Consider the following 18,485-nt stretch of genomic DNA (forward strand, 5'->3'; position numbering starts at 1 on the left):
GTCCCTGCGATACACACATAGTCCGTACGGGATTCGAACCCGTGTTACCGCCGTGAAAAGGCGGTGTCTTAACCCCTTGACCAACGGACCTTGAGTTTTTCAACTCTTTCTATTATACCTACTTTTCAAACTTTGTCAAGGGATTTTTTGCCTATTTTCAGTTTATCTAAAATCACTCAATACCACTCTTAATTCTCCTAGAAGTGCCTTGCGTCCTTTGAAACATTCTCCTCCCATCAGACGTTCTAGTTGTTCTTGTTTTTCTTTCCCCTGACTTGCCTTGTAATTCTTTAGAAGCTCATGAAAGAGATAGTAATCATCCAGTCTCAGGCCTTTTTCTCCTAGGCGATGACTGATTTCGCTCACCTCCTCATAAGGCTCTTTGTCGAAACGGCGCTTGTGACTTTCCTGTTTACGGATGTAGTCTAGGATGCGATTGCGGAATTTGGTTTTAAAGCAGACATATAGTTGACGGCGCTCGCCCTCTAGTAACTCTGGATGCTGGTTCACTAGCTCATACAGGCACATCATCCCCTCCTGGTCCCAGTCCTCTTTCTCCCACAGATGTAAATGGTATTCTTTGCGGCACTTATGGACAATCCCCTTGCTTTCTTCGTATAGTTCTTTCAGATTCATAGACCTCTCCTTTCTGCATTTAGTTTAACAAAATGCGCGAGCCCCTGAGTCTACTTTCTCTATTCTGTACTTCTCGCTACCTCAACTGCATACAAAAAGAGAGGCCCTGCCTCTCTGGGTTATAATTCTGCAATTTGGTTGAGATTCACTTCTGCAATCGTGTCATTACCAAACATAGAGATAATCATCTTCACTTTGTTGTTATCAATTTCAGTAATTTTACCTGTATAGTCTGCAAAAGCGCCATCAATGATGCGGACTGTCTGGCCGACTTCAACGTCAATATCAAACTCTTGAACGGTTTGTCCCATAGAAACCAGAATATCACGGATTTCCTGTTCCAATAGCGGAGTTGGTTTTGATCTGTTACCGTGTGAGCCGACGAATCCTGTTACGTTAGGTGTGTTTCGAACAACGAACCACGCTTCATCGGTCATGACCATTTCTACAAGGACATAACCTGGAAAGCGATTCTCTTCGACTTCCTTTTTCTTTCCATTTTTCTCAACTTGCACGGTTTGTGTTGGAATCTCAACACGTAGAATATTATCCAACATGTTATATGTTTGCGCACGTTGCAATAGATTTTCTTTTACCTTATTTTCATAGCCAGAATAAGTTTGTAGAACAAACCATCCCTTGTCAAAACTATCCATGATATTTCCTTTCATACATATGATAGAAGAAAGTTAGCAGAACTTCTCCACTTTTCTTCTAAAAAATGTTAATAAATCGAATCAGACCTGATACAATCAACTGGTCAAAAATGTAAATGATGACCACAAAGAAGGCTGTGTATTCCATAATAGAGCGAAAATCTCTCCAGCTTTCTTTGCGAGTCGGCCATGTTGTTTCTTTAAGAAGTTTAAAAATATCCTTAATAAAGCCCATCGTTCTCTCCTATCTCGTTTCTCTATGTGTCGTATATTTTCCACAATGTTTACAAAATTTATTTACTTCTAGTCGTGTTGGCTTGGGGTTCCCACTAATTTTAATCGAATAATTTCTTGAACCGCAAACTGCACAAGCTAGGCTTGCTTTTTTTAGTGCCATAACGCCTCCATCTTATCTATTATAACAAGAAACCTAGGCTTTGACAAGACTCTTAACGAAAGAGATTGACGAAAGAGTCCCAGATTGTCTGAGCTTTTTCTTTTATCTTTGCATTCGAAATCGCACGTCCCGCTTCGTCTACAAGATTTTGAGCACGACTACGAATATCTCCTAGCGGATCCTCGGACTGGTTTGTCTCATTTTCAATAGCTTGTTTTTTAGTATTTTCTGGCGCAATGCCATTCTGCTTATAGGCATTCTCAACTGTAAAAGTGCTACCTGGAGTGTAAGGCAAAATGGTATTAGCCATACTTCTAAAGACATGGGCTGCTCCATTGGAGGTCGACCCTGCTAGATAATGATTCTCATCTGTTGTTGGGAAGCCGAGCCAGTGGCTGATTATAACATCCGGAGTATAACCAATCACCCACTGGTCACTAGTATATACTGAATTAAAAGCAGCCTCAGTAGTACCTGTCTTTCCAGCCATGACATAATCTGCTGGCGACGAACTAATTCCTGTACCATTTGTAAAAGTACCCAACATCATACTGGTCATTTTATCAGCTACTGACTTATCTAGCACGCGTTTTTGAGAGTTTGCATGACTCTTGATGACTTGCCCACTGGCATTTTCAATACGAGTAATAAAATGGGCTTCAGGCATCAGACCTTCATTAGCAAAGGCTGCATAGGCTTGCGCCATCTGGAGAGGATTCGTCTCCACACCTCCACCAAGAGCAACTCCAAGAACTCGGTCAACTTTTTCCATATTCAGGCCAAATCTCTCCCCAGCGTCAAAAGCTTTGTCAATACCTAATTCATTTACAGTCGCAACAGCTGGTAGGTTGAGTGATTCTGCCAAGGCCTGATACATAGGTACTTCTGGAGATGTCTTAATACCTGCATAGTTGTCTACTTGATAACTGTTGTACTGCATGGTATGGTTGTCCAGTTGCTTGTTCAGAGCCCATCCGGCTTCCACAGCTGGAGTATAAACCACTAAAGGTTTGATAGTTGAACCCGGGCTACGCTTAGACTGAGTAGCATAGTTGAAATTACGGAATCCTGATTTGTCATCACCAGCTACGCGACCGACAACTCCACGCACCCCACCTGTTTTAGGCTCTAGAGCAACACTACCTGATTCAGCATGCGTTCCGTCTTCTGCCGTTGGAAATAGCGAAGTGTTTTCATAAATAACCTGCATGTTTGCTTGATAGTTTTGGTCAAGTTCCGTATAGATTCGATAGCCGTTGTTGACAATCTCTTCTTCTGTTAGATTGTACTTGGATACTGCTTCGTTGACTACTGCGTCAAAATAAGATGGGTAACGATAATCAGAGATCTTTCCCTCATACTTATCTTGCAGTTGAGAAGCCATATCTACTCCAGCCGCTTCGGTCTCTTGATTTTTATCAATATAGCCCGCTGCAACCATATTTTGCAAAACAGTGTCCCTACGGTTGGTCGAAGTCTCAACAGAATTTAATGGATTATACAATTCTGGTCCCTTGAGCATCCCTGCTAGAGTGGCCGCCTGATCAAGCGATAGTTGTGAAGCCGGTACACCGAAATATTTCTTACTTGCATCTTCAACACCCCATACCCCATTTCCAAAGTAGGCGTTATTGAGGTACATAGTAAGGATTTGCTCCTTGCTGTATTTCTTTGTCAACTCTAATGCGAGGAAAAACTCCTTGGCCTTCCGTTCAACGGTTTGGTCCTGAGACAAATAGGCATTTTTTGCCAACTGTTGAGTGATGGTAGAACCGCCTCCAGAACGACCTGCTGTGACAATAGCTAAGAAGAAACGACCATAGTTAATCCCGTCATTTTTATAGAAGGAACGATCCTCTGTCGCAACGACAGCATTCTGCAAGTCTTTGCTGATATCTGTCAACTCAACATAGGTTCCCTTTTGACCTGATAGGGCTCCTGCCTCTTTTTCTTCGCGGTCAAAAATCAGAGTTCGCGTTTTCAGGGCATTTTGCAAGTCATTGACATTGGTAGACTTGGCTATCGCAAATAGGTAGGTTCCTACTAGCAAACCAGCACTTAACCCTAAAATGATGACAATCTTTGTCAGATGATAACGGCGCCAAAATTTCCGAATTGGGCCTACTTGGGACAATTTTTTTCTATCGCTCCGTGAACGACGCATGCTAGTCGAATCAGATCCCGCTGATTCATTCGTTTCTTTTTTAAAGAGAGAAAGAAACTTCTCTAATAATTTATCTAATTTCATGCGTTTATTTTATCATCTTCACCATAGGAACTCAAGAATTTAGCTACTCCCTATCCAAATAGGGCTTTTTTTGTTACAATATCTGTATGCAATTCACATTTACATTACCCGAATCCTTGCCTCAAATGACGGTCAAACATTTTCTAGAGGAGCAACTCCTCATCCCTAGAAAAATCCGCCATTTTTTGAGAATCAAGAAGAACATCTTAATTAATCACAAAGAAGTGCACTGGAACGAGATGGTCAAACCAGGTGACATTTGTCAGTTGACTTTTGACGAGGAAGATTATCCCAAAAAAGAAATCCTTTGGGGCAATCCAGACCTCGTTCAAGAGATTTATCAAGACCAACATCTCATTATCGTCAACAAGCCCGAAGGAATGAAAACTCACGGAAATCAACCAGATGAAATCGCCCTTCTCAATCATGTCAGCGCCTACGTTGGCCAAACCTGTTATGTCGTTCATCGTCTGGATATGGAAACAAGCGGTTTAGTACTTTTCGCCAAAAATCCTTTTATCCTACCCATTCTCAATCGTTTATTGGAGAAAAAGGAAATCGCTCGTGAGTACTGGGCACTCGTAGAGGGGCAAGTAGGGAGTAAAGAACTTATCTTCCGAGATAAAATCGGTCGCGATCGTCATGATCGCCGAAAACGAGTGGTGGACGCCAAAAGTGGGCAATATGCTGAAACTCAGGTAAGACGATTAAAACAATTTCTTAATAAGACTTCTCTTGTTCGTTGCAAGCTAAAGACAGGCCGAACGCATCAAATCCGTGTTCACCTCTCTCATCATAAACACCCTATCCTAGGCGACCCTCTCTATAACTCTAGATCAAAAGCAGGCCGGCTGATGCTCCATGCCTTCCGACTATCCTTTACCCATCCACTCACCTTAGAAAAATTGAGTTTTACCGCCCTCTCGGATACTTTCGAAACAGAATTAAAACAAAATGGATGACACTATCATCCATTTTTCTATACAAAAAAGCAAGACCAGAAGGCCTTGCTTTTATTGACTCAAGAATTATTTAGCGATTTTTGCAAAGTATTCAAGAGTACGTACAAGTTGTGCAGTGTATGACATTTCGTTATCGTACCATGATACAACTTTAACCAATTGTTTACCGTCAACGTCAAGAACTTTAGTTTGAGTTGCGTCAAACAATGAACCGTAAGACATACCTACGATATCTGAAGATACGATTGGATCTTCTGTGTAACCGTATGATTCGTTAGCTGCTGCTTTCATAGCTGCGTTTACTTCATCAACAGTAACGTTCTTTTCAAGAACTGCTACCAATTCAGTAACTGATCCAGTTGGAGTTGGAACGCGTTGTGCAGATCCGTCAAGTTTACCGTTCAATTCTGGGATTACAAGACCGATAGCTTTAGCAGCACCAGTTGAGTTAGGAACGATGTTTGCAGCACCAGCACGAGCACGGCGAAGGTCACCACCACGGTGTGGTCCGTCAAGGATCATTTGGTCACCAGTGTAAGCGTGGATAGTTGTCATCAATCCTTCTACAACACCGAAGTTGTCTTGAAGAGCTTTAGCCATTGGAGCCAAGCAGTTTGTAGTACATGAAGCACCTGAGATAACTGTTTCAGTACCGTCAAGAACGTCGTGGTTAGTGTTGAATACAACTGTTTTAACATCGTTTCCACCAGGAGCAGTGATAACAACTTTTTTAGCTCCGCCAGCGTGCAAGTGTTTTTCAGCCGCTGCTTTCTTAGCAAAGAAACCAGTTGCTTCAAGAACGATTTCTACACCGTCAGTAGCCCAGTCGATTTGTTCTGGATCACGTTCAGCAGAAACACGGATGAATTTACCGTTAACTTCAAATCCACCTTCTTTAACTTCTACAGTACCGTCGAAACGACCTTGAGTTGTGTCGTATTTCAACAAGTGTGCAAGCATAACTGGATCTGTAAGGTCGTTGATGCGAGTAACTTCAACACCTTCTACGTTTTGGATGCGGCGGAAAGCAAGACGACCGATACGTCCGAAACCGTTAATACCAACTTTAACTACCATTAGTGATTTCCTCCTTATGAAAATCCTGAAAATTTTATTGTGAAAAGAGTAACTTGAATCACTACAAATCACCTTTCAACATTATTATTATATAACTATTTAAGTAGAATTGCAAGTACGGGCGTTGTTTTTCTCTCTTGCTTTTCTACTTTTCAATCCCCTTCATTCACCCAAGCTTTTATTTCTAAGACCTTCTATCCTATCCGCATAATCTTCTCATAGTTCAACTCTAACTTCAGAAATAGGACTATGAAAAGAGACAGGATTTCTCCTGTCTCTAGGCTGATAAACGATTATTTACGACGTCCTGGACGTTCTGCATAACCATAGTAAGCATCTGCCATGATTTCTTCCATGTCAGCTACCATTGGCAAGCGTGGGTTAGCAGGTGAACATTGGTCTTCATAAGCAAGCAATGCAATTTCATGCAAGCTGTCTTTCCAAGCTTTTTCATCGATTCCAAAGCCTTTGAAGTTCATTGTAATTCCGACTGCTTCACCAAGATCGTAAACTGCTTTGGCATAAGCTTCAACCGCTTCTTCTGGAGTTGAGTGAGGCAATCCAAGCATTTTCGCGATGTCTTGGAATTTCTCATCAGCTTTCCAGTAGTTGTACTTAGGCCATGTAGTTGTCTTAGATGGGCGAGTACCGTTGTAACGGATAACGTATGGAAGCAAGATTGCGTTTGTACGTCCGTGAACAGTATGGTGAACACCACCAATCTTGTGGGCCATTGAGTGGCTCATACCAAGGAAGGCATTGGCGAAGGCCATACCAGCCATTGTAGACGCATTATGCATTTTCTCACGAGCTTCTGGATCAGCTGTCTTAACTGATTTTTCCAACCATTCAAAGACAAGTTTGATTGTTTGAAGCGCAATACCGTCTGTGTAGTCGTTGGCAAAGTTTGAAGTGTAGGCTTCAGTCGCGTGAGTCAAGACGTCCATACCTGTGTCAGCTGCGATGAAGTCTGGAACTGATTCAACCAAAGCAGGGTCAACAATCGCAATCGTTGGTGTCAATGAGTAGTCAGCCAATGGGTATTTGCGGTTGTTTTTCTTATCAGAGATAACGGCAAATGGTGTTACTTCTGAACCTGTACCTGAAGTTGTTGGGATACCGATGTACTTCGCTTTCTTACCAAGTGATGGGAAGCGGAAGGCACGTTTACGGATATCCATGAATTTTTGAACCAAGTCACGGAAGTCGATTTCTGGTTGTTCGTAGAAGAGCCACATTACTTTGGCCGCGTCCATTGGAGAACCACCACCAAGAGCGATGATTGTATCTGGTTCAAATGCTTTCATCACTTCAGCACCACGTTCTACAGTTGTGATGTCTGGATCTGGTTCAACATCTGAGAATACTTGGATAGTTACACGATTGCTACGTGCGTTCAATTGATCAATAACACGTTGAACAAAGCCAAGTTTTTCGATAGATTTGTCTGTAACAATCATAACGCGTTCAATATCTTCACATGTTTGAAGGTATTGGATAGAATTGCGTTCGAAGTAAATTTTTGAAGGAACTTTAAACCATTGCATATTATTTCTACGTTTCCCTACTTTCTTGATGTTTAGAAGGTTGATCGCACTTACGTTATCACCGACTGAGTTGTGTCCATATGAACCACATCCAAGTGTCAATGATGGAATGAAGGCATTGTATACGTCACCGATACCACCGAAAGTAGATGGAGAGTTCCAGATAATACGCATAGCTTTGATTTCTGTACCAAAGCGTTTAGCAAGAGCTTCGTCTTTTGTATGGATGGCTGCTGAGTGACCAAGTCCGTTAAACTCAACCATTTGACGAGCTTTTGTAAGACCGTCTTCTGTATCTTCAGCTTTTAGGACAGCGATAACTGGTGACAATTTTTCACGAGTCAATGGTTCTTTTGGTCCTACTTCTGCACATTCTGCAGCCAAGATGTTTGTTCCTTCTGGAACGCTGAATCCTGCTTGTTCTGCAATCCATGCTGCTGGTTTACCAACGATGTTTGCATTTAGTTTAGCGCCTGCACAGTTCTTGCTGTTGGCTTTCACACCGAAACAGAATTCTTCAAGAAGGGCTTTTTCTTTTTTGTTTACAAAGTAAGTGTGGTATGATTTGAATTCTTCTACAAATTCATCATACACTTCTTTATCAATGATAACCGCTTGCTCCGATGCACAGACCATACCATTATCAAATGATTTAGACATGACGATGTCGTGAGCAGCTTGACGGAGGTCGGCAGATTTTTCTACATAGGCAGGAACGTTTCCGGCACCTACCCCAAGAGCTGGTTTCCCACATGAGTAAGCCGCCTTAACCATGGCATTACCACCAGTTGCAAGGATAGTTGCAACACCTTCGTGGTTCATAAGCGCTCCAGTTGCTTCCATAGATGGTTCTGTAATCCATTGAACACAGTTTTCAGGTGCTCCAGCCGCGATAGCTGCATCACGAACGATTTGTGCTGCGTGAGCAGAAGACTCTTGAGCTGATGGGTGGAAAGCGAAAACGATTGGGTTACGTGTTTTCAAAGCAATCAATGATTTGAAAATAGCTGTTGATGTTGGGTTCGTTGTTGGAGTGACACCACACACTACACCGACAGGTTCTGCAATTTTAGTCAAGCCTGTAACTGGATCATCTTCGATAACACCGACAGTTTTAACACCACGCATATTATTCACTACGTGTTCACAGGCAAAAAGGTTTTTTGTAGCCTTGTCTTCAAATACACCACGACCAGTTTCTTCAACTGCATGTTGAGCAAGAATTCCGTGCGCATCAAGAGCTGCAACTGAAGCTTTCGCTACGATGTAGTCAACTTGCTCTTGATTCAACTTGCGCATTTCATCAAGCGCAACCAAGGCTTTTTTCACTAACCCGTCGACATGCTTTTCAGCAGCGAGTTGTTTTTCCTCAGGTGTTAACGTTTTTTTATCAGCCATATTGTCCTCCATAGCCTTCAAGGATTTAATCCTTTGTTAATTTTTTCACAATTTTATTATAACTCTTTTTCAAGACTTTGTAAACCGTTTCATAAGCATTTCACAAAGAAATTTTATGAGATTGTGAACTTTTTCTCAATACACCTGCGCAATAGAGTTTTGTCTGGATGATTGTGAAATTATGAAAAATATTTTTTTATTTCACAAAGTTTTTTCTCGTTGATAATCAGACATCGACTCCATTTTCAGAAAGCGCTTTCTTTTCCGTTTTTGAGAATAGCCCCCTAATCTGGAGACTATTGTTTTTGTTGAAAGACGCCTTGTTTAAAGCTGCCTTCATAGACAACTTCCTGCTCGGTAGTCAACTTCCCTTGACCTTCAGCCTGGCCATTTACAAAATCGCCTTCATATTTCCAGCCATCTTTTGATTGGAAAGTCCCTTTTCCATTAAAGGCTCCATTATTGAAATCACCTGTATATTGATCACCATTTTCAAAGGTCAGGGTTCCTTGACCATTCATCTTTCCTCTTACCACGGTTCCATCATAAACAAGTGCACCATTATCAAGTGTCAGAACACCCTGTTTAGGTGTGTTTAATAGAAAAACTGACACGGCACAGATAGCGATTAGAAAGACTGTTGCAATCTCTATACGCGGGCGAGTTAGATAAACTCGATATTTTTCAAAGATTTCTTTAAACTTTTCCATTGTCACTCTCATTTTCTAATCGATCTAGCCAGCTTTGACATCCACTTGTGATACGAGCATAGGTTTCCTCAAAATCTCCTGTATACCAAGGATCTGGAACACTTTCAGATGCAAAAGAGTAGATTTTATGCTGGAATTCCTGAGGACACATTTGACGCAAATCAGAAACATTTGAAGCATCCATACCGATAATATAATCAAACGACTCAAAGTCTTCTCTGCCAATTTGAAGCGATGTTTTGTCTTTGTCATAAGGAATCTGATACTGCTGGAAAATCCCTTGCGTTCCCTTATGAATCGGATTACCATGTTCCCAAGACGAAGTTGCACGACTCTCGACTTGGTAATTGCTCGTCATGGATTTCATCACAAACTCTGCCATAGGGCTGCGACAGATATTTCCTAAGCACACAAATACTATTTTTTTCATCCCTTTTCCTCTCATATCATAGAAAAACGGGAGTGATAGGATCCCGTTTTATTCTTCGATTGCTCCGCTTTCGTCGATAACTGCTCCCTCTGGTGTCACAGCTTCTTTTAGTGGCAACACTGTCTTGATGGCAGCTAATTCAAAAGTCAAATAAACACCATCTACGTCTAGTACGATTGTTCGTTTCTCAGTATCTACTTCATCAACGGTACCATAAAGTCCACCAATTGTAATGACTTCATATCCTTTTTGAAGCTTGTTCAAGCTTTCCATACGCTTTTGAGCTTGTTTCTTTTGAGAACGTTGCATAAAGAACATCAAGGCCATCATTGCTACTAACATGATTAAAAAAGTAATATTTGGATTCATTGTTTTCTCCTTTGTATTTTACATAGGACTACTATATCAAATTTCAACTACTTTTACAAGGTTGTGCCTTGTTTTTATGCCAATAAAAAAATCAGAGTTTTCACTCTGATTTCTGCGATTATTTCAAGTTTTGAACTACTTTGACTAGATTTTCCACAGTAAATCCATACTCTGCCAATACTTTTGGTGCTGGGGCAGATGCTCCAAAGGTATCAATACCGAGAACTGCACCATCTAGACCGACATATTTGTACCAGTTTTGAGTTGCACCCATTTCGACTGCAACACGACGGCGAACTGCATTTGGAAGGATTTCTTCCTTATAAGCTGTGTCTTGTGCGTCAAAGACATCTGTAGATGGCATGCTGACTACGCGGACTTTTGCACCTTGACTAGCCAATTCTTTGGCAGCTGAAACAGCCAGATTGACCTCAGAACCTGTTGCAATCAAGATGGTATCAAAGTCAGCTGCATTTTCATAGACAACATAAGCACCTTTTGCAACTTTGTCGAAGTCTGTTCCCTCTTCAACAGTCAAGTTTTGACGTGTCAAGACAAGAGCAGTTGGTGTTTTCTCACTTGTCACTGCAAGGTACCAAGCTGCTTGAGTTTCACGCGCATCTGCTGGACGGAAAACATTCAGATTTGGCATCGCACGAAGACCTGCTAAGTGTTCAACTGGTTCGTGAGTTGGACCATCTTCACCAACCGCAATAGAGTCATGGGTGAAGACATAGGTCACAGGAAGACCCTGTAAAGCTGATAAACGAACGGCAGCCTTGAGATAGTCAGAAAATACGAAGAAAGTCCCGCCGTAAACACGAAGTCCACCATGAAGGGCCATCCCGTTCAAGATCGTTCCCATTGCAAATTCACGAACACCAAACTGAATGTTTCGATTCAAGCGATTGGCATCGTCTTGAAGTCCATCTGTTTTGATGTAAGTCATGTTTGAGTGAGCTAGGTCAGCTGATCCACCTAGGAAAGTTGGCAACTTAGCTGCCACAACGTTCAAAGCATCTTGGCTCGAATTACGAGTTGCTTGAGAGAAGCCATTTTCTAAGGCTGGGAAGTCTGCTGGAGTCACTTCAACTGGATCACGTCCGTCAATGATGGCTTCTACTTCTGCTGCAAGTTCTGGATAAGCTTCTTTATAATCAGCAACTAGTTTTGTCCAAGCTTGATAAGCTGATGCACCACGGTCTGCAACATTTTCTTTAAAATCAGCATAAACTTCAGCTGGAATTTCAAATGGTTCATAGTCCCAACCGAGCGCTTGGCGAGTAGCCGCAGTTTCATCTGCTCCAAGAGGAGCACCGTGTACAGCATTAGTTCCTTGTTTGTTTGGAGAACCGTATCCAATAACAGTCTTCACTTCAATCAAAGATGGTTTTCCTGAAGCTTTGGCTGCTTCGATAGCAGCATGGATTGCTTCCAAGTCTGTTCCATCTTCAACCAAGGCTGTATGCCAACCGTAGGCGTTGTAACGGTCACGAACACTTTCAGTGAAAGAATCCTTTGTCTCACCATCCAAGTTGATGTCATTTGAATCATAAAGAACCACCAACTTGTCAAGTTTTTGCAAACCTGCGTATGAAGCCGCCTCACTTGAGACACCTTCCATCAAGTCTCCGTCGCCACAGATCACATAAGTATAGTGGTCAAAGATATTATAGCCTTCGCGGTTATATTTGGCTGCAAGGAAACGTTCTGCTTGGGCAAAACCAGTGGCAGTCGAAATCCCTTGCCCTAGAGGACCAGTTGTCGCATCAACCCCTGCTGTATGCCCAAATTCTGGGTGACCTGGTGTTTTTGAACCCCATTGACGGAAGTTCTTGACTTCATCCATGCTAACATCTTCAAAACCAGAAAGGTGAAGAAGGGCATAAAGAAGCATAGAGCCGTGACCTGCTGAAAGAATAAAGCGGTCGCGGTTGATCCAGTTTGGTTGAGCAGGATTGATACGAAGTTGCTTTGTAAAGAGGCTATAGGCCATTGGAGCCGCTCCCATAACCACCCCTGGGTGACCTGAGTTTGCTTTGTTGATGGCGTCAATACCTAGAAAACGAATTGCATTAACAGATAGATTTGACATAGAATTTCCTTTCTCTTTGAGACGATTAGTAGTTCACACATTCTATTTTACTATTATATGAAAAAATGCATAGAATAGCAATAAAACAATTTGCGTTCATCTAACACATTTGATTTTCTATCCCCTCGTCACCTCATAGTAAGGAAGTAGGCGAGAATAAGCATCTTCTAACTTTTCTAAAATTGCTTCTAATGGCTGATCTTCTAAGAAAGAAATATCTGACTTGACCAAAACTTTACGAATTTCCTGACATTGCACCTTCTCGCGTAAGAGCAGACGATCTTCTTCTGTGGCTTCTACCTTATGACTTTCTCCATTTGAGTAGACTAGATAATAAATTCTTTCAACCACTGGAAGCTCTAAAATCTTGGCTTGTTTGCCCAGAGTCTGCTCATCTTTCTTGCGCTCGATGAAACTGACTTCCAAAGAAATCCCAAAGTCAGCAGGTGTTCCATACAAACGAAGAGCCATCATAGGTTCTGTCACTTGTCCGTCTCTCTGAAGATAGGCCCAGAAATGCGGCCGCAAGCGTTGCGCTTGGTTCATCCACTGACTAGTCTGTTGCAGTTGCCATTCTGGATGCTTTTCTTGGAAGGCCTTGGCTAAGCCCGTAAAAGCCTTGCGAGCCTCCTGCCCTTTGTGGCGCAACGCCAGCATCTTCTCTCGCTCATCACCAGCCTTATCTGGATGACGATATTGGATACCTGCATAAGATAGACAGTTCCTGATTGCTTCCATCATCTGTTTCTTCTCCTTTTTCTAACAAAAAATCAGGACAAGCCTGATTTTGTTTATTCTGCATCTACGACAACATAGCGATTTGGCTCATCACCCTCAGAATAACTCGTCACGCCATCCATGCGTGAAATAATGCGATGAATAATCTTGCGTTCGCTATTCGACATTGGATCTGTTTGTTGGCTTCGACCTTCTTCTAGAACGCGAGTCGCCAATTTTTGTGCATAGGTTTGCAAGACTTCTGCACGGTGTTCAACGTAATCATTGACGTTGATTGTGATATAGAAAGTTCTCGAATAGCGATTGTAGAGGTAGTTTTGTGCCAAAAGCTGAAGTGCTTTCAATACTTTTCCGTGGTAGCCGATAATACGACCTGGTTCATTTGTGTCAATTTGAAGATTGATGGTGCGGCGATTATAGTCGCTTGAAATCGTCCCTTCAACATCCATATCATCCACAATGGTTTGAACATAGTTAGCCACTTGAGCTGCTACTTGTTCGATGTCATAACTCGGCTCCACCTTCAAGCCTAGATCTTCCAAAGACTGGCTTTCTACCGATTCTGACATAGATACAAATTCTTCACACTCTGCTGGGGCTTCCACTCCAGCATCTCCTGTCTGCAATTCATTTAAAATCGCGATGTGACCTGTTTCTTCTAAGATCGTGCTAGCGTGTTTCTCATTTTTTAAGATTTCAGCCTTGACTTCGTCAGAAACACCTTGACCTTCCTCTTCTATTTTTTTAATCGCCTCAACAACATGACCAAGATCAACTGTCGCCTCTGTTACTGTCTTAACAGGTTCGTTTTGTTCATTGATTTCTTTCGGAACACCTTTTACAGCTTGTTGATTGGCCTTAATCACAGTCGTCTCACTAATCGCCTCAATATCAACTTGAGCTGGTTTTTTCCCAAATAAGCCTAAAAAACCTTTCTTCTCTTTGGACACGACCTTGATGTGAGTCTTCATTCTCGGAATACCTAACTCTTTCAATCCTTTCTGGATTGCTTCTTCAACAGTTGAACCTGTAAATAATACCATTATCAGATTCCTCCTTATTATTTCGTTTTCTGAGCCTTTTTCTTGGCTTTTCTTTTTCTATTTTCCAAATCTTTTTTAGCTTGTACTTCCGCCTCACGCGCTGCAATAATCTTAAAAGGATTATTTAAGAAGTAGGTTTGCAAAACTTGATAAGCATTGGATACTGCCCAGTACAAGGCTACGCCACTAGGTGAAGAGATGGCAAAGATAAAGATCAGTACAGGCATCCCGTACATCATCCCTGTCATAGCTCCACTTCTTTCAGGCAAAGCCTTATTCGATAACCAACTGCTTAAGAAGGTAAAGACTGCCGCCAAAATCGGAAGGATAAAGCTTGTGTCTACTCCCCCAAGGTTCACCCACAAAAAATGCCCTGTTTTCAAAAAGTCTACTCGAGTCAAGGCTTGGAAGAGAGCCAAGAGAACCGGCATTTGAATCAAAATCGGCCAGAGAGAAGAAGAGTGTTTGACCCCTAATTCTTTATAGACCTTCCGCATCTCCTGATCCAGCTTGGTTCTACTTTCCATATCACGACCTGGATATTGTTCTTGCAGAGCCTTGATGCGTGGTTGAGCCTCTTGCATTTTTCTAGAGGCCACCATCTGAGTCTGAAAGACTGGCAATAGAATCGTACGAATCAGGATCGTAAAGAGGATAATCCCCACTCCGATACTAACGTCAAAGGACAAGAAGCGGATGATTTCAGCAAAAAAATAGACAAATTTACTCCATATATCTGTAGAATCTGCTGCAACATCGCTTGTCCCACAGGCTGTCATGACAAATAAGGACAAGCCCAGCAAACTAGTCAACTGTAGTTTCTTTTTCACTCCTAATTCCTTCCCGGTAAATCTTTGATAACTTTAATACGTGGAGTAGATTTTTCTCCATTTCTGCATAATCCAATCCTTCAACCCCTTTTCGAGCAATCACGACAAAATCAACGTTATCAGCTAACTGCTCCCTTACACTTAGCAAAATGTGTCGAATCCGTCTTTTAATTTGATTTCTAGTGACTGCATTCCCCAGCTTTTTGCTGACGGACAGTCCTACTCGAAAATGACTTTTCTGATTTTCCAATTGGTAGACAACAAATTTGCGATTGGCAAAACTTGTTCCATCCGTGAAAATAGCATTAAAATCTTTCTCTCTTTTTACACGAAAGCTTTTCTTCAAAACTCCACTCCATCTATTAAATTACTACTATTATACCATAAATTTCAAAAAAGCCAATAATGACAAGGTTTTAGACTGTTTTAACAACAAAAAGTTGGGAAAATTTATCTCCCAACTCCTTTTTATTGTATCTTATCTTGTAATTTTATTCAGTTCATCTTACTTTTTCAAGCGTTCAACATCACGAGCGATAACCAATTCTTCATCAGTTGGGATAACCAAGACACGAACTTTAGCAGCTTCTGTTGAGATATCACCTGTCGCTCCAAAGACATTCTTTTCAGGATCCACATCACAGCCAAACCAAGAAATGCCTTCAATAACCATCTGACGAATCGTTACAGAATTTTCTCCAATTCCAGCTGTAAAGATAATGGCATCTGCACCGTTCAAAACTGCCAAATACTGACCAATATACTTTTGAATACGATCCACAAAAATCTCATTTGCCAGCTGCGCTTTCTCATCACCCGCACGCATAGCTTCGTGAATATCACGCATATCGCTTGATCTCTCAGAAACACCCAAAAGTCCTGACTCACGATTGAGAATTCGACTGATATCCTCTGGTGTATTAAAGTCATCTGTATGTTGCATTAAATAGGGAATAATTGCCGGATCAATATCACCTGTACGAGTCCCCATCATAATACCACCAAGTGGAGTGAATCCCATGGATGTATCAACAGACTGACCGCCTTTGACAGCTGTAATAGAACCACCATTTCCAATATGACAAGTAATCAATTTCAACTCTTCTAGTGGTCGACCCAAAATTTTTGCTGCTTCTCCCGCCACAAACTGATGACTTGTCCCATGGGCACCATACTTACGAACTTTATTTTCAGTGTAGTATTTGTTTGGAAGAGGGTAACGATAGGCTTTCTCTGGCATGGTTGTATGGAATGATGTATCAAAAACAACAACGCTGGTAATATCTGGAAGCAATTCCTTGAAGGCACGAATTCCTGCCGCGTTGGCTGGATTGTGAAGAGGAGCCAAAAGTCCCAACTCTTCAACCTTTTCCAAAACATCTCCCTCTACCAAGGTTGACTCTTTGAAATATTCACCACCAGCCACAACACGGTGCCCAACACCAGTTATTTCATCATAACCTTTGATGATGTCAAAACGAATCAGATCATCTAATAAAATTTTAACAGCTTGTGTGTGATCTTCAATATCAAGAATTTGTTGTTCAGAACGGCCGTCGAATTTTACAGTTGAGATAGAGTCTTTCAAGCCAATACGTTCAATCAAGCCTTTCGCTAATACTATTTCTTCTGGCATTTGGTAAAGTTGCCATTTCAAACTCGAGCTTCCTGCATTGATTGCAATTGTTTTAGTCATAACATGATACCTCTTTTAAGCGTTTTCAACTATTATAACAAAATTTACCTTACATTTCAGTACCTTTGCTCCATTTTTGAAAATTTTCTTTGAATTTCATTAATGCAGCTGGATCTTGCAGACTGGTCAAAGGATAGACAAAGGGTTCTATTTCCTTGTCTCTTTTCTTCTGTAAGACAAAAATACTTTTAGCTTGGCTTGCAGTTGAGAAAATATCCTCTGGCAGAGCGATGATAGCAGCCAGACTCACTTCGTCTTTGAGCCAACCTTTTAACAAATCACTTTGAGGACTGGTCAACAAGTCGCTCGGAGCTAGAAAAATAGCATAGCCATCTGACTTGAGATACTTGAGACCTTGCTCCATCAGCAAATGATGGGCATAGGTATGTTCTTGGCTAGAAGCCACTTGATAGCGTGAAGCGATGGCATCGTCTGGGTAATAGCCGACAGGCAAGTCGCTAATGACCACATCGCTTTCTTTAAGCATTTGCGGACGAACGGCATCACCCTGAACAAAACCAGCCTGCAAACCAATCACATCTGCCATACTAGCCGCCAAATCAATCAGCAAGTCATCCACTTCAATTCCCAAGTAATCTACTTTTTTAGCAAGAGATATCAAGAAAGTAGCACCCAGAATTCCCATTCCAGAACCCATTTCGAGGATGCTAATTTCCTCTTGTTCAAACAACTCTTCCACAACAAGTACCAAGAGGAGGGCAATGGCATCCGGCGTAAACTGGTGATTGGCCTGTAAAGGCTCAGTTTGTCCTGCCTTCATCAAGAGAAACTGATAGGTCTTGAGCCACTCTTCCTTGCGAAGCGCTAAGCGTTTAAGAGCTTGATTGTTCTCCTTTACCTGCTCTAGCTTGGTCTCACCATCCAGGTAGATACTATTTTGCTCTACCAAGGCATCATAAAAGTTGGTCACCAGATCACTCTGGATGACTTGGACATTCTCTAATAAATACGTATAAGCTTGTTCTATTTTTTCAAAATTCATATTCCTATCTTATCAAAATTCCCCTATTTTTTCCATCTGAAGAGAAAAAACCACTGCTTTAGTGAGCGAGTGATTTTTGGGCTACAGTCAAAAAGAGCTCTGCGTAATTTCCTTGAAATAGGTCTTCAGCGCTATAGAGAATCTGACTATGCACAGATGAAAAACCATGCTCAATTAGCTGTTTTTCCAACTCAGCTAAATCAAAACCATGGTGGTTGGTATCTGTCTTGACAAAATCAGCAATGAGGACCTGTCCATTCTCCCTAAGATGATGGTGAAACATGGCAAGAGTCGCATCTAGATCAGGCATATGATGAAGAACCCGACTGACAATAATCAGGTCAAATTGTTGCTCCAAGGGATTTGCCAGTAAATCTTGCTCCAAAAACTGGATATTCTTGATGTCTTGCTGATTTGCTTTCAAACGGGCTTGCTCCAGCATTTTCTCCGAAATGTCCACAAGGGTAACCGACCTGGCCTGCTTGGCTAGAGGCAAGGCTAATAGGCCTGTCCCACCACCGAAATCCAGTATTTCCTTGTCTGATAGAAGAGCAATCTGTTTTTCAACTGCTTGACAAACCAAGTTTGCAAGAAAGATGTTTTTGGGCGAATCAAAGGTTTCTGCTTTGTGATTAAAATCGTGTTTCATG

The 18,485-nt window shown here is 41.7% G+C and carries 19 protein-coding genes and 1 tRNA gene; 1 reads left to right on the plus strand and 19 read right to left on the minus strand.

Features of this window, described 5'->3' with window-relative positions; translation table 11 throughout:
• Nucleotides 1-18 precede the first annotated feature (18 nt).
• The 6 genes from HMPREF0850_RS12290 to pbp2a all read right to left on the minus strand — a co-directional run bounded on the left by HMPREF0850_RS12290 (nt 19) and on the right by pbp2a (nt 3,937).
• Nucleotides 19-90, minus strand: a tRNA-Glu gene (locus tag HMPREF0850_RS12290).
• 72 nt (nt 91-162) lie between these two features.
• Nucleotides 163-636 (minus strand): hypothetical protein, encoded by a 474-nt coding sequence (locus HMPREF0850_RS12295; protein ID WP_001049382.1) that lies wholly within the window; start codon nt 634-636, stop codon nt 163-165.
• A 119-nt stretch (nt 637-755) separates the two neighbouring features.
• On the minus strand, nt 756-1,292 hold the full coding sequence (gene nusG / locus HMPREF0850_RS12300; RefSeq protein ID WP_000376732.1) for a transcription termination/antitermination protein NusG: 537 nt from the start codon (nt 1,290-1,292) through the stop codon (nt 756-758).
• Between the two features lie 58 nt (nt 1,293-1,350).
• Complete coding sequence (gene secE, locus HMPREF0850_RS12305) at nt 1,351-1,527, minus strand: preprotein translocase subunit SecE (RefSeq protein WP_000505776.1); 177 nt, start codon at nt 1,525-1,527, stop codon at nt 1,351-1,353.
• A 9-nt stretch (nt 1,528-1,536) separates the two neighbouring features.
• Complete coding sequence (gene rpmG, locus HMPREF0850_RS12310; RefSeq protein WP_001809375.1) at nt 1,537-1,689, minus strand: 50S ribosomal protein L33; 153 nt, start codon at nt 1,687-1,689, stop codon at nt 1,537-1,539.
• Nucleotides 1,690-1,741: 52 nt separating this feature from the next.
• On the minus strand, nt 1,742-3,937 hold the full coding sequence (gene pbp2a / locus HMPREF0850_RS12315) for a penicillin-binding protein PBP2A (protein WP_000762657.1): 2,196 nt from the start codon (nt 3,935-3,937) through the stop codon (nt 1,742-1,744).
• A gap of 86 nt (nt 3,938-4,023) precedes the next feature.
• Between pbp2a and HMPREF0850_RS12320 the strand changes: the two genes are divergently transcribed.
• Entirely contained in the window at nt 4,024-4,899 is an 876-nt protein-coding gene (locus HMPREF0850_RS12320; protein ID WP_001160821.1) for an RluA family pseudouridine synthase, read from the plus strand.
• A 66-nt stretch (nt 4,900-4,965) separates the two neighbouring features.
• Here HMPREF0850_RS12320 and gap read toward each other — a convergent pair whose 3' ends face one another.
• The 13 genes from gap to HMPREF0850_RS0103495 all read right to left on the minus strand — a co-directional run bounded on the left by gap (nt 4,966) and on the right by HMPREF0850_RS0103495 (nt 18,484).
• Nucleotides 4,966-5,976: a type I glyceraldehyde-3-phosphate dehydrogenase gene (gene gap, locus HMPREF0850_RS12325; protein WP_000260669.1), complete on the minus strand. Its 1,011-nt coding sequence runs from the start codon at nt 5,974-5,976 to the stop codon at nt 4,966-4,968.
• 293 nt (nt 5,977-6,269) lie between these two features.
• On the minus strand, nt 6,270-8,921 hold the full coding sequence (adhE, locus tag HMPREF0850_RS12330) for a bifunctional acetaldehyde-CoA/alcohol dehydrogenase (RefSeq protein WP_000763944.1): 2,652 nt from the start codon (nt 8,919-8,921) through the stop codon (nt 6,270-6,272).
• Between the two features lie 296 nt (nt 8,922-9,217).
• Nucleotides 9,218-9,631: an MORN repeat-containing protein gene (locus HMPREF0850_RS12335; protein ID WP_000410447.1), complete on the minus strand. Its 414-nt coding sequence runs from the start codon at nt 9,629-9,631 to the stop codon at nt 9,218-9,220.
• The gene (locus HMPREF0850_RS12340; RefSeq protein WP_009014113.1) at nt 9,618-10,061 is read right to left on the minus strand and encodes a low molecular weight protein-tyrosine-phosphatase; all 444 of its coding nucleotides are present in this window, start codon (nt 10,059-10,061) and stop codon (nt 9,618-9,620) included. The genes HMPREF0850_RS12335 and HMPREF0850_RS12340 overlap by 14 nt, the downstream gene beginning before the upstream one ends.
• Nucleotides 10,062-10,109: 48 nt before the next feature.
• On the minus strand, nt 10,110-10,430 hold the full coding sequence (gene yajC, locus HMPREF0850_RS12345) for a preprotein translocase subunit YajC (RefSeq protein ID WP_001069049.1): 321 nt from the start codon (nt 10,428-10,430) through the stop codon (nt 10,110-10,112).
• Between the two features lie 118 nt (nt 10,431-10,548).
• Nucleotides 10,549-12,525, minus strand: coding sequence for a transketolase (tkt, locus tag HMPREF0850_RS12350; RefSeq protein WP_000067905.1), 1,977 nt, complete (start codon nt 12,523-12,525; stop codon nt 10,549-10,551).
• Between the two features lie 117 nt (nt 12,526-12,642).
• Nucleotides 12,643-13,266, minus strand: coding sequence for a hypothetical protein (locus HMPREF0850_RS12355; RefSeq protein ID WP_000969604.1), 624 nt, complete (start codon nt 13,264-13,266; stop codon nt 12,643-12,645).
• A gap of 50 nt (nt 13,267-13,316) precedes the next feature.
• A complete protein-coding gene (gene jag / locus HMPREF0850_RS12360) occupies nt 13,317-14,306 on the minus strand; it encodes an RNA-binding cell elongation regulator Jag/EloR (RefSeq protein WP_000242598.1) in 990 nt (329 codons plus the stop codon).
• A 17-nt stretch (nt 14,307-14,323) separates the two neighbouring features.
• Entirely contained in the window at nt 14,324-15,136 is an 813-nt protein-coding gene (locus tag HMPREF0850_RS12365) for a YidC/Oxa1 family membrane protein insertase (protein ID WP_000728102.1), read from the minus strand.
• On the minus strand, nt 15,111-15,482 hold the full coding sequence (gene rnpA, locus HMPREF0850_RS12370) for a ribonuclease P protein component (protein WP_000748125.1): 372 nt from the start codon (nt 15,480-15,482) through the stop codon (nt 15,111-15,113). Before rnpA ends, HMPREF0850_RS12365 begins: the two co-directional genes overlap by 26 nt.
• A 159-nt stretch (nt 15,483-15,641) precedes the next feature.
• A complete protein-coding gene (locus tag HMPREF0850_RS12375; protein WP_000167782.1) occupies nt 15,642-16,832 on the minus strand; it encodes an acetate kinase in 1,191 nt (396 codons plus the stop codon).
• A 49-nt stretch (nt 16,833-16,881) separates the two neighbouring features.
• Nucleotides 16,882-17,835, minus strand: coding sequence for a class I SAM-dependent methyltransferase (locus tag HMPREF0850_RS12380; RefSeq protein WP_001008566.1), 954 nt, complete (start codon nt 17,833-17,835; stop codon nt 16,882-16,884).
• Between the two features lie 58 nt (nt 17,836-17,893).
• Nucleotides 17,894-18,484 carry a class I SAM-dependent methyltransferase gene (locus HMPREF0850_RS0103495; protein ID WP_000679771.1) on the minus strand — a complete coding sequence of 197 codons (591 nt, stop codon included), beginning with the start codon at nt 18,482-18,484 and terminating at the stop codon, nt 17,894-17,896.
• Nucleotide 18,485 lies beyond the last annotated feature (1 nt).

This window comes from Streptococcus sp. M143 (genome assembly GCF_000162495.1).
Classification (GTDB): Bacteria; Bacillota; Bacilli; order Lactobacillales; family Streptococcaceae; genus Streptococcus; species Streptococcus dentisani.

Coding starts and splice junctions, on each gene's coding strand:
- HMPREF0850_RS12335 (WP_000410447.1), bottom strand. CDS start 9,631: ATGGAAAAGTTTAAAGAAATCTTTGAAAAATATCGAGTTTATCTAACT.
- nusG (WP_000376732.1), bottom strand. CDS start 1,292: ATGGATAGTTTTGACAAGGGATGGTTTGTTCTACAAACTTATTCTGGC.
- gap (WP_000260669.1), bottom strand. CDS start 5,976: ATGGTAGTTAAAGTTGGTATTAACGGTTTCGGACGTATCGGTCGTCTT.
- HMPREF0850_RS12340 (WP_009014113.1), bottom strand. CDS start 10,061: ATGAAAAAAATAGTATTTGTGTGCTTAGGAAATATCTGTCGCAGCCCT.
- HMPREF0850_RS12380 (WP_001008566.1), bottom strand. CDS start 17,835: ATGAATTTTGAAAAAATAGAACAAGCTTATACGTATTTATTAGAGAAT.
- yajC (WP_001069049.1), bottom strand. CDS start 10,430: ATGAATCCAAATATTACTTTTTTAATCATGTTAGTAGCAATGATGGCC.
- jag (WP_000242598.1), bottom strand. CDS start 14,306: ATGGTATTATTTACAGGTTCAACTGTTGAAGAAGCAATCCAGAAAGGA.
- secE (WP_000505776.1), bottom strand. CDS start 1,527: ATGGGCTTTATTAAGGATATTTTTAAACTTCTTAAAGAAACAACATGG.
- HMPREF0850_RS0103495 (WP_000679771.1), bottom strand. CDS start 18,484: ATGAAACACGATTTTAATCACAAAGCAGAAACCTTTGATTCGCCCAAA.
- rpmG (WP_001809375.1), bottom strand. CDS start 1,689: ATGGCACTAAAAAAAGCAAGCCTAGCTTGTGCAGTTTGCGGTTCAAGA.
- HMPREF0850_RS12320 (WP_001160821.1), top strand. CDS start 4,024: ATGCAATTCACATTTACATTACCCGAATCCTTGCCTCAAATGACGGTC.
- HMPREF0850_RS12375 (WP_000167782.1), bottom strand. CDS start 16,832: ATGACTAAAACAATTGCAATCAATGCAGGAAGCTCGAGTTTGAAATGG.
- HMPREF0850_RS12355 (WP_000969604.1), bottom strand. CDS start 13,266: ATGATGGAAGCAATCAGGAACTGTCTATCTTATGCAGGTATCCAATAT.
- pbp2a (WP_000762657.1), bottom strand. CDS start 3,937: ATGAAATTAGATAAATTATTAGAGAAGTTTCTTTCTCTCTTTAAAAAA.
- HMPREF0850_RS12295 (WP_001049382.1), bottom strand. CDS start 636: ATGAATCTGAAAGAACTATACGAAGAAAGCAAGGGGATTGTCCATAAG.
- adhE (WP_000763944.1), bottom strand. CDS start 8,921: ATGGCTGATAAAAAAACGTTAACACCTGAGGAAAAACAACTCGCTGCT.
- tkt (WP_000067905.1), bottom strand. CDS start 12,525: ATGTCAAATCTATCTGTTAATGCAATTCGTTTTCTAGGTATTGACGCC.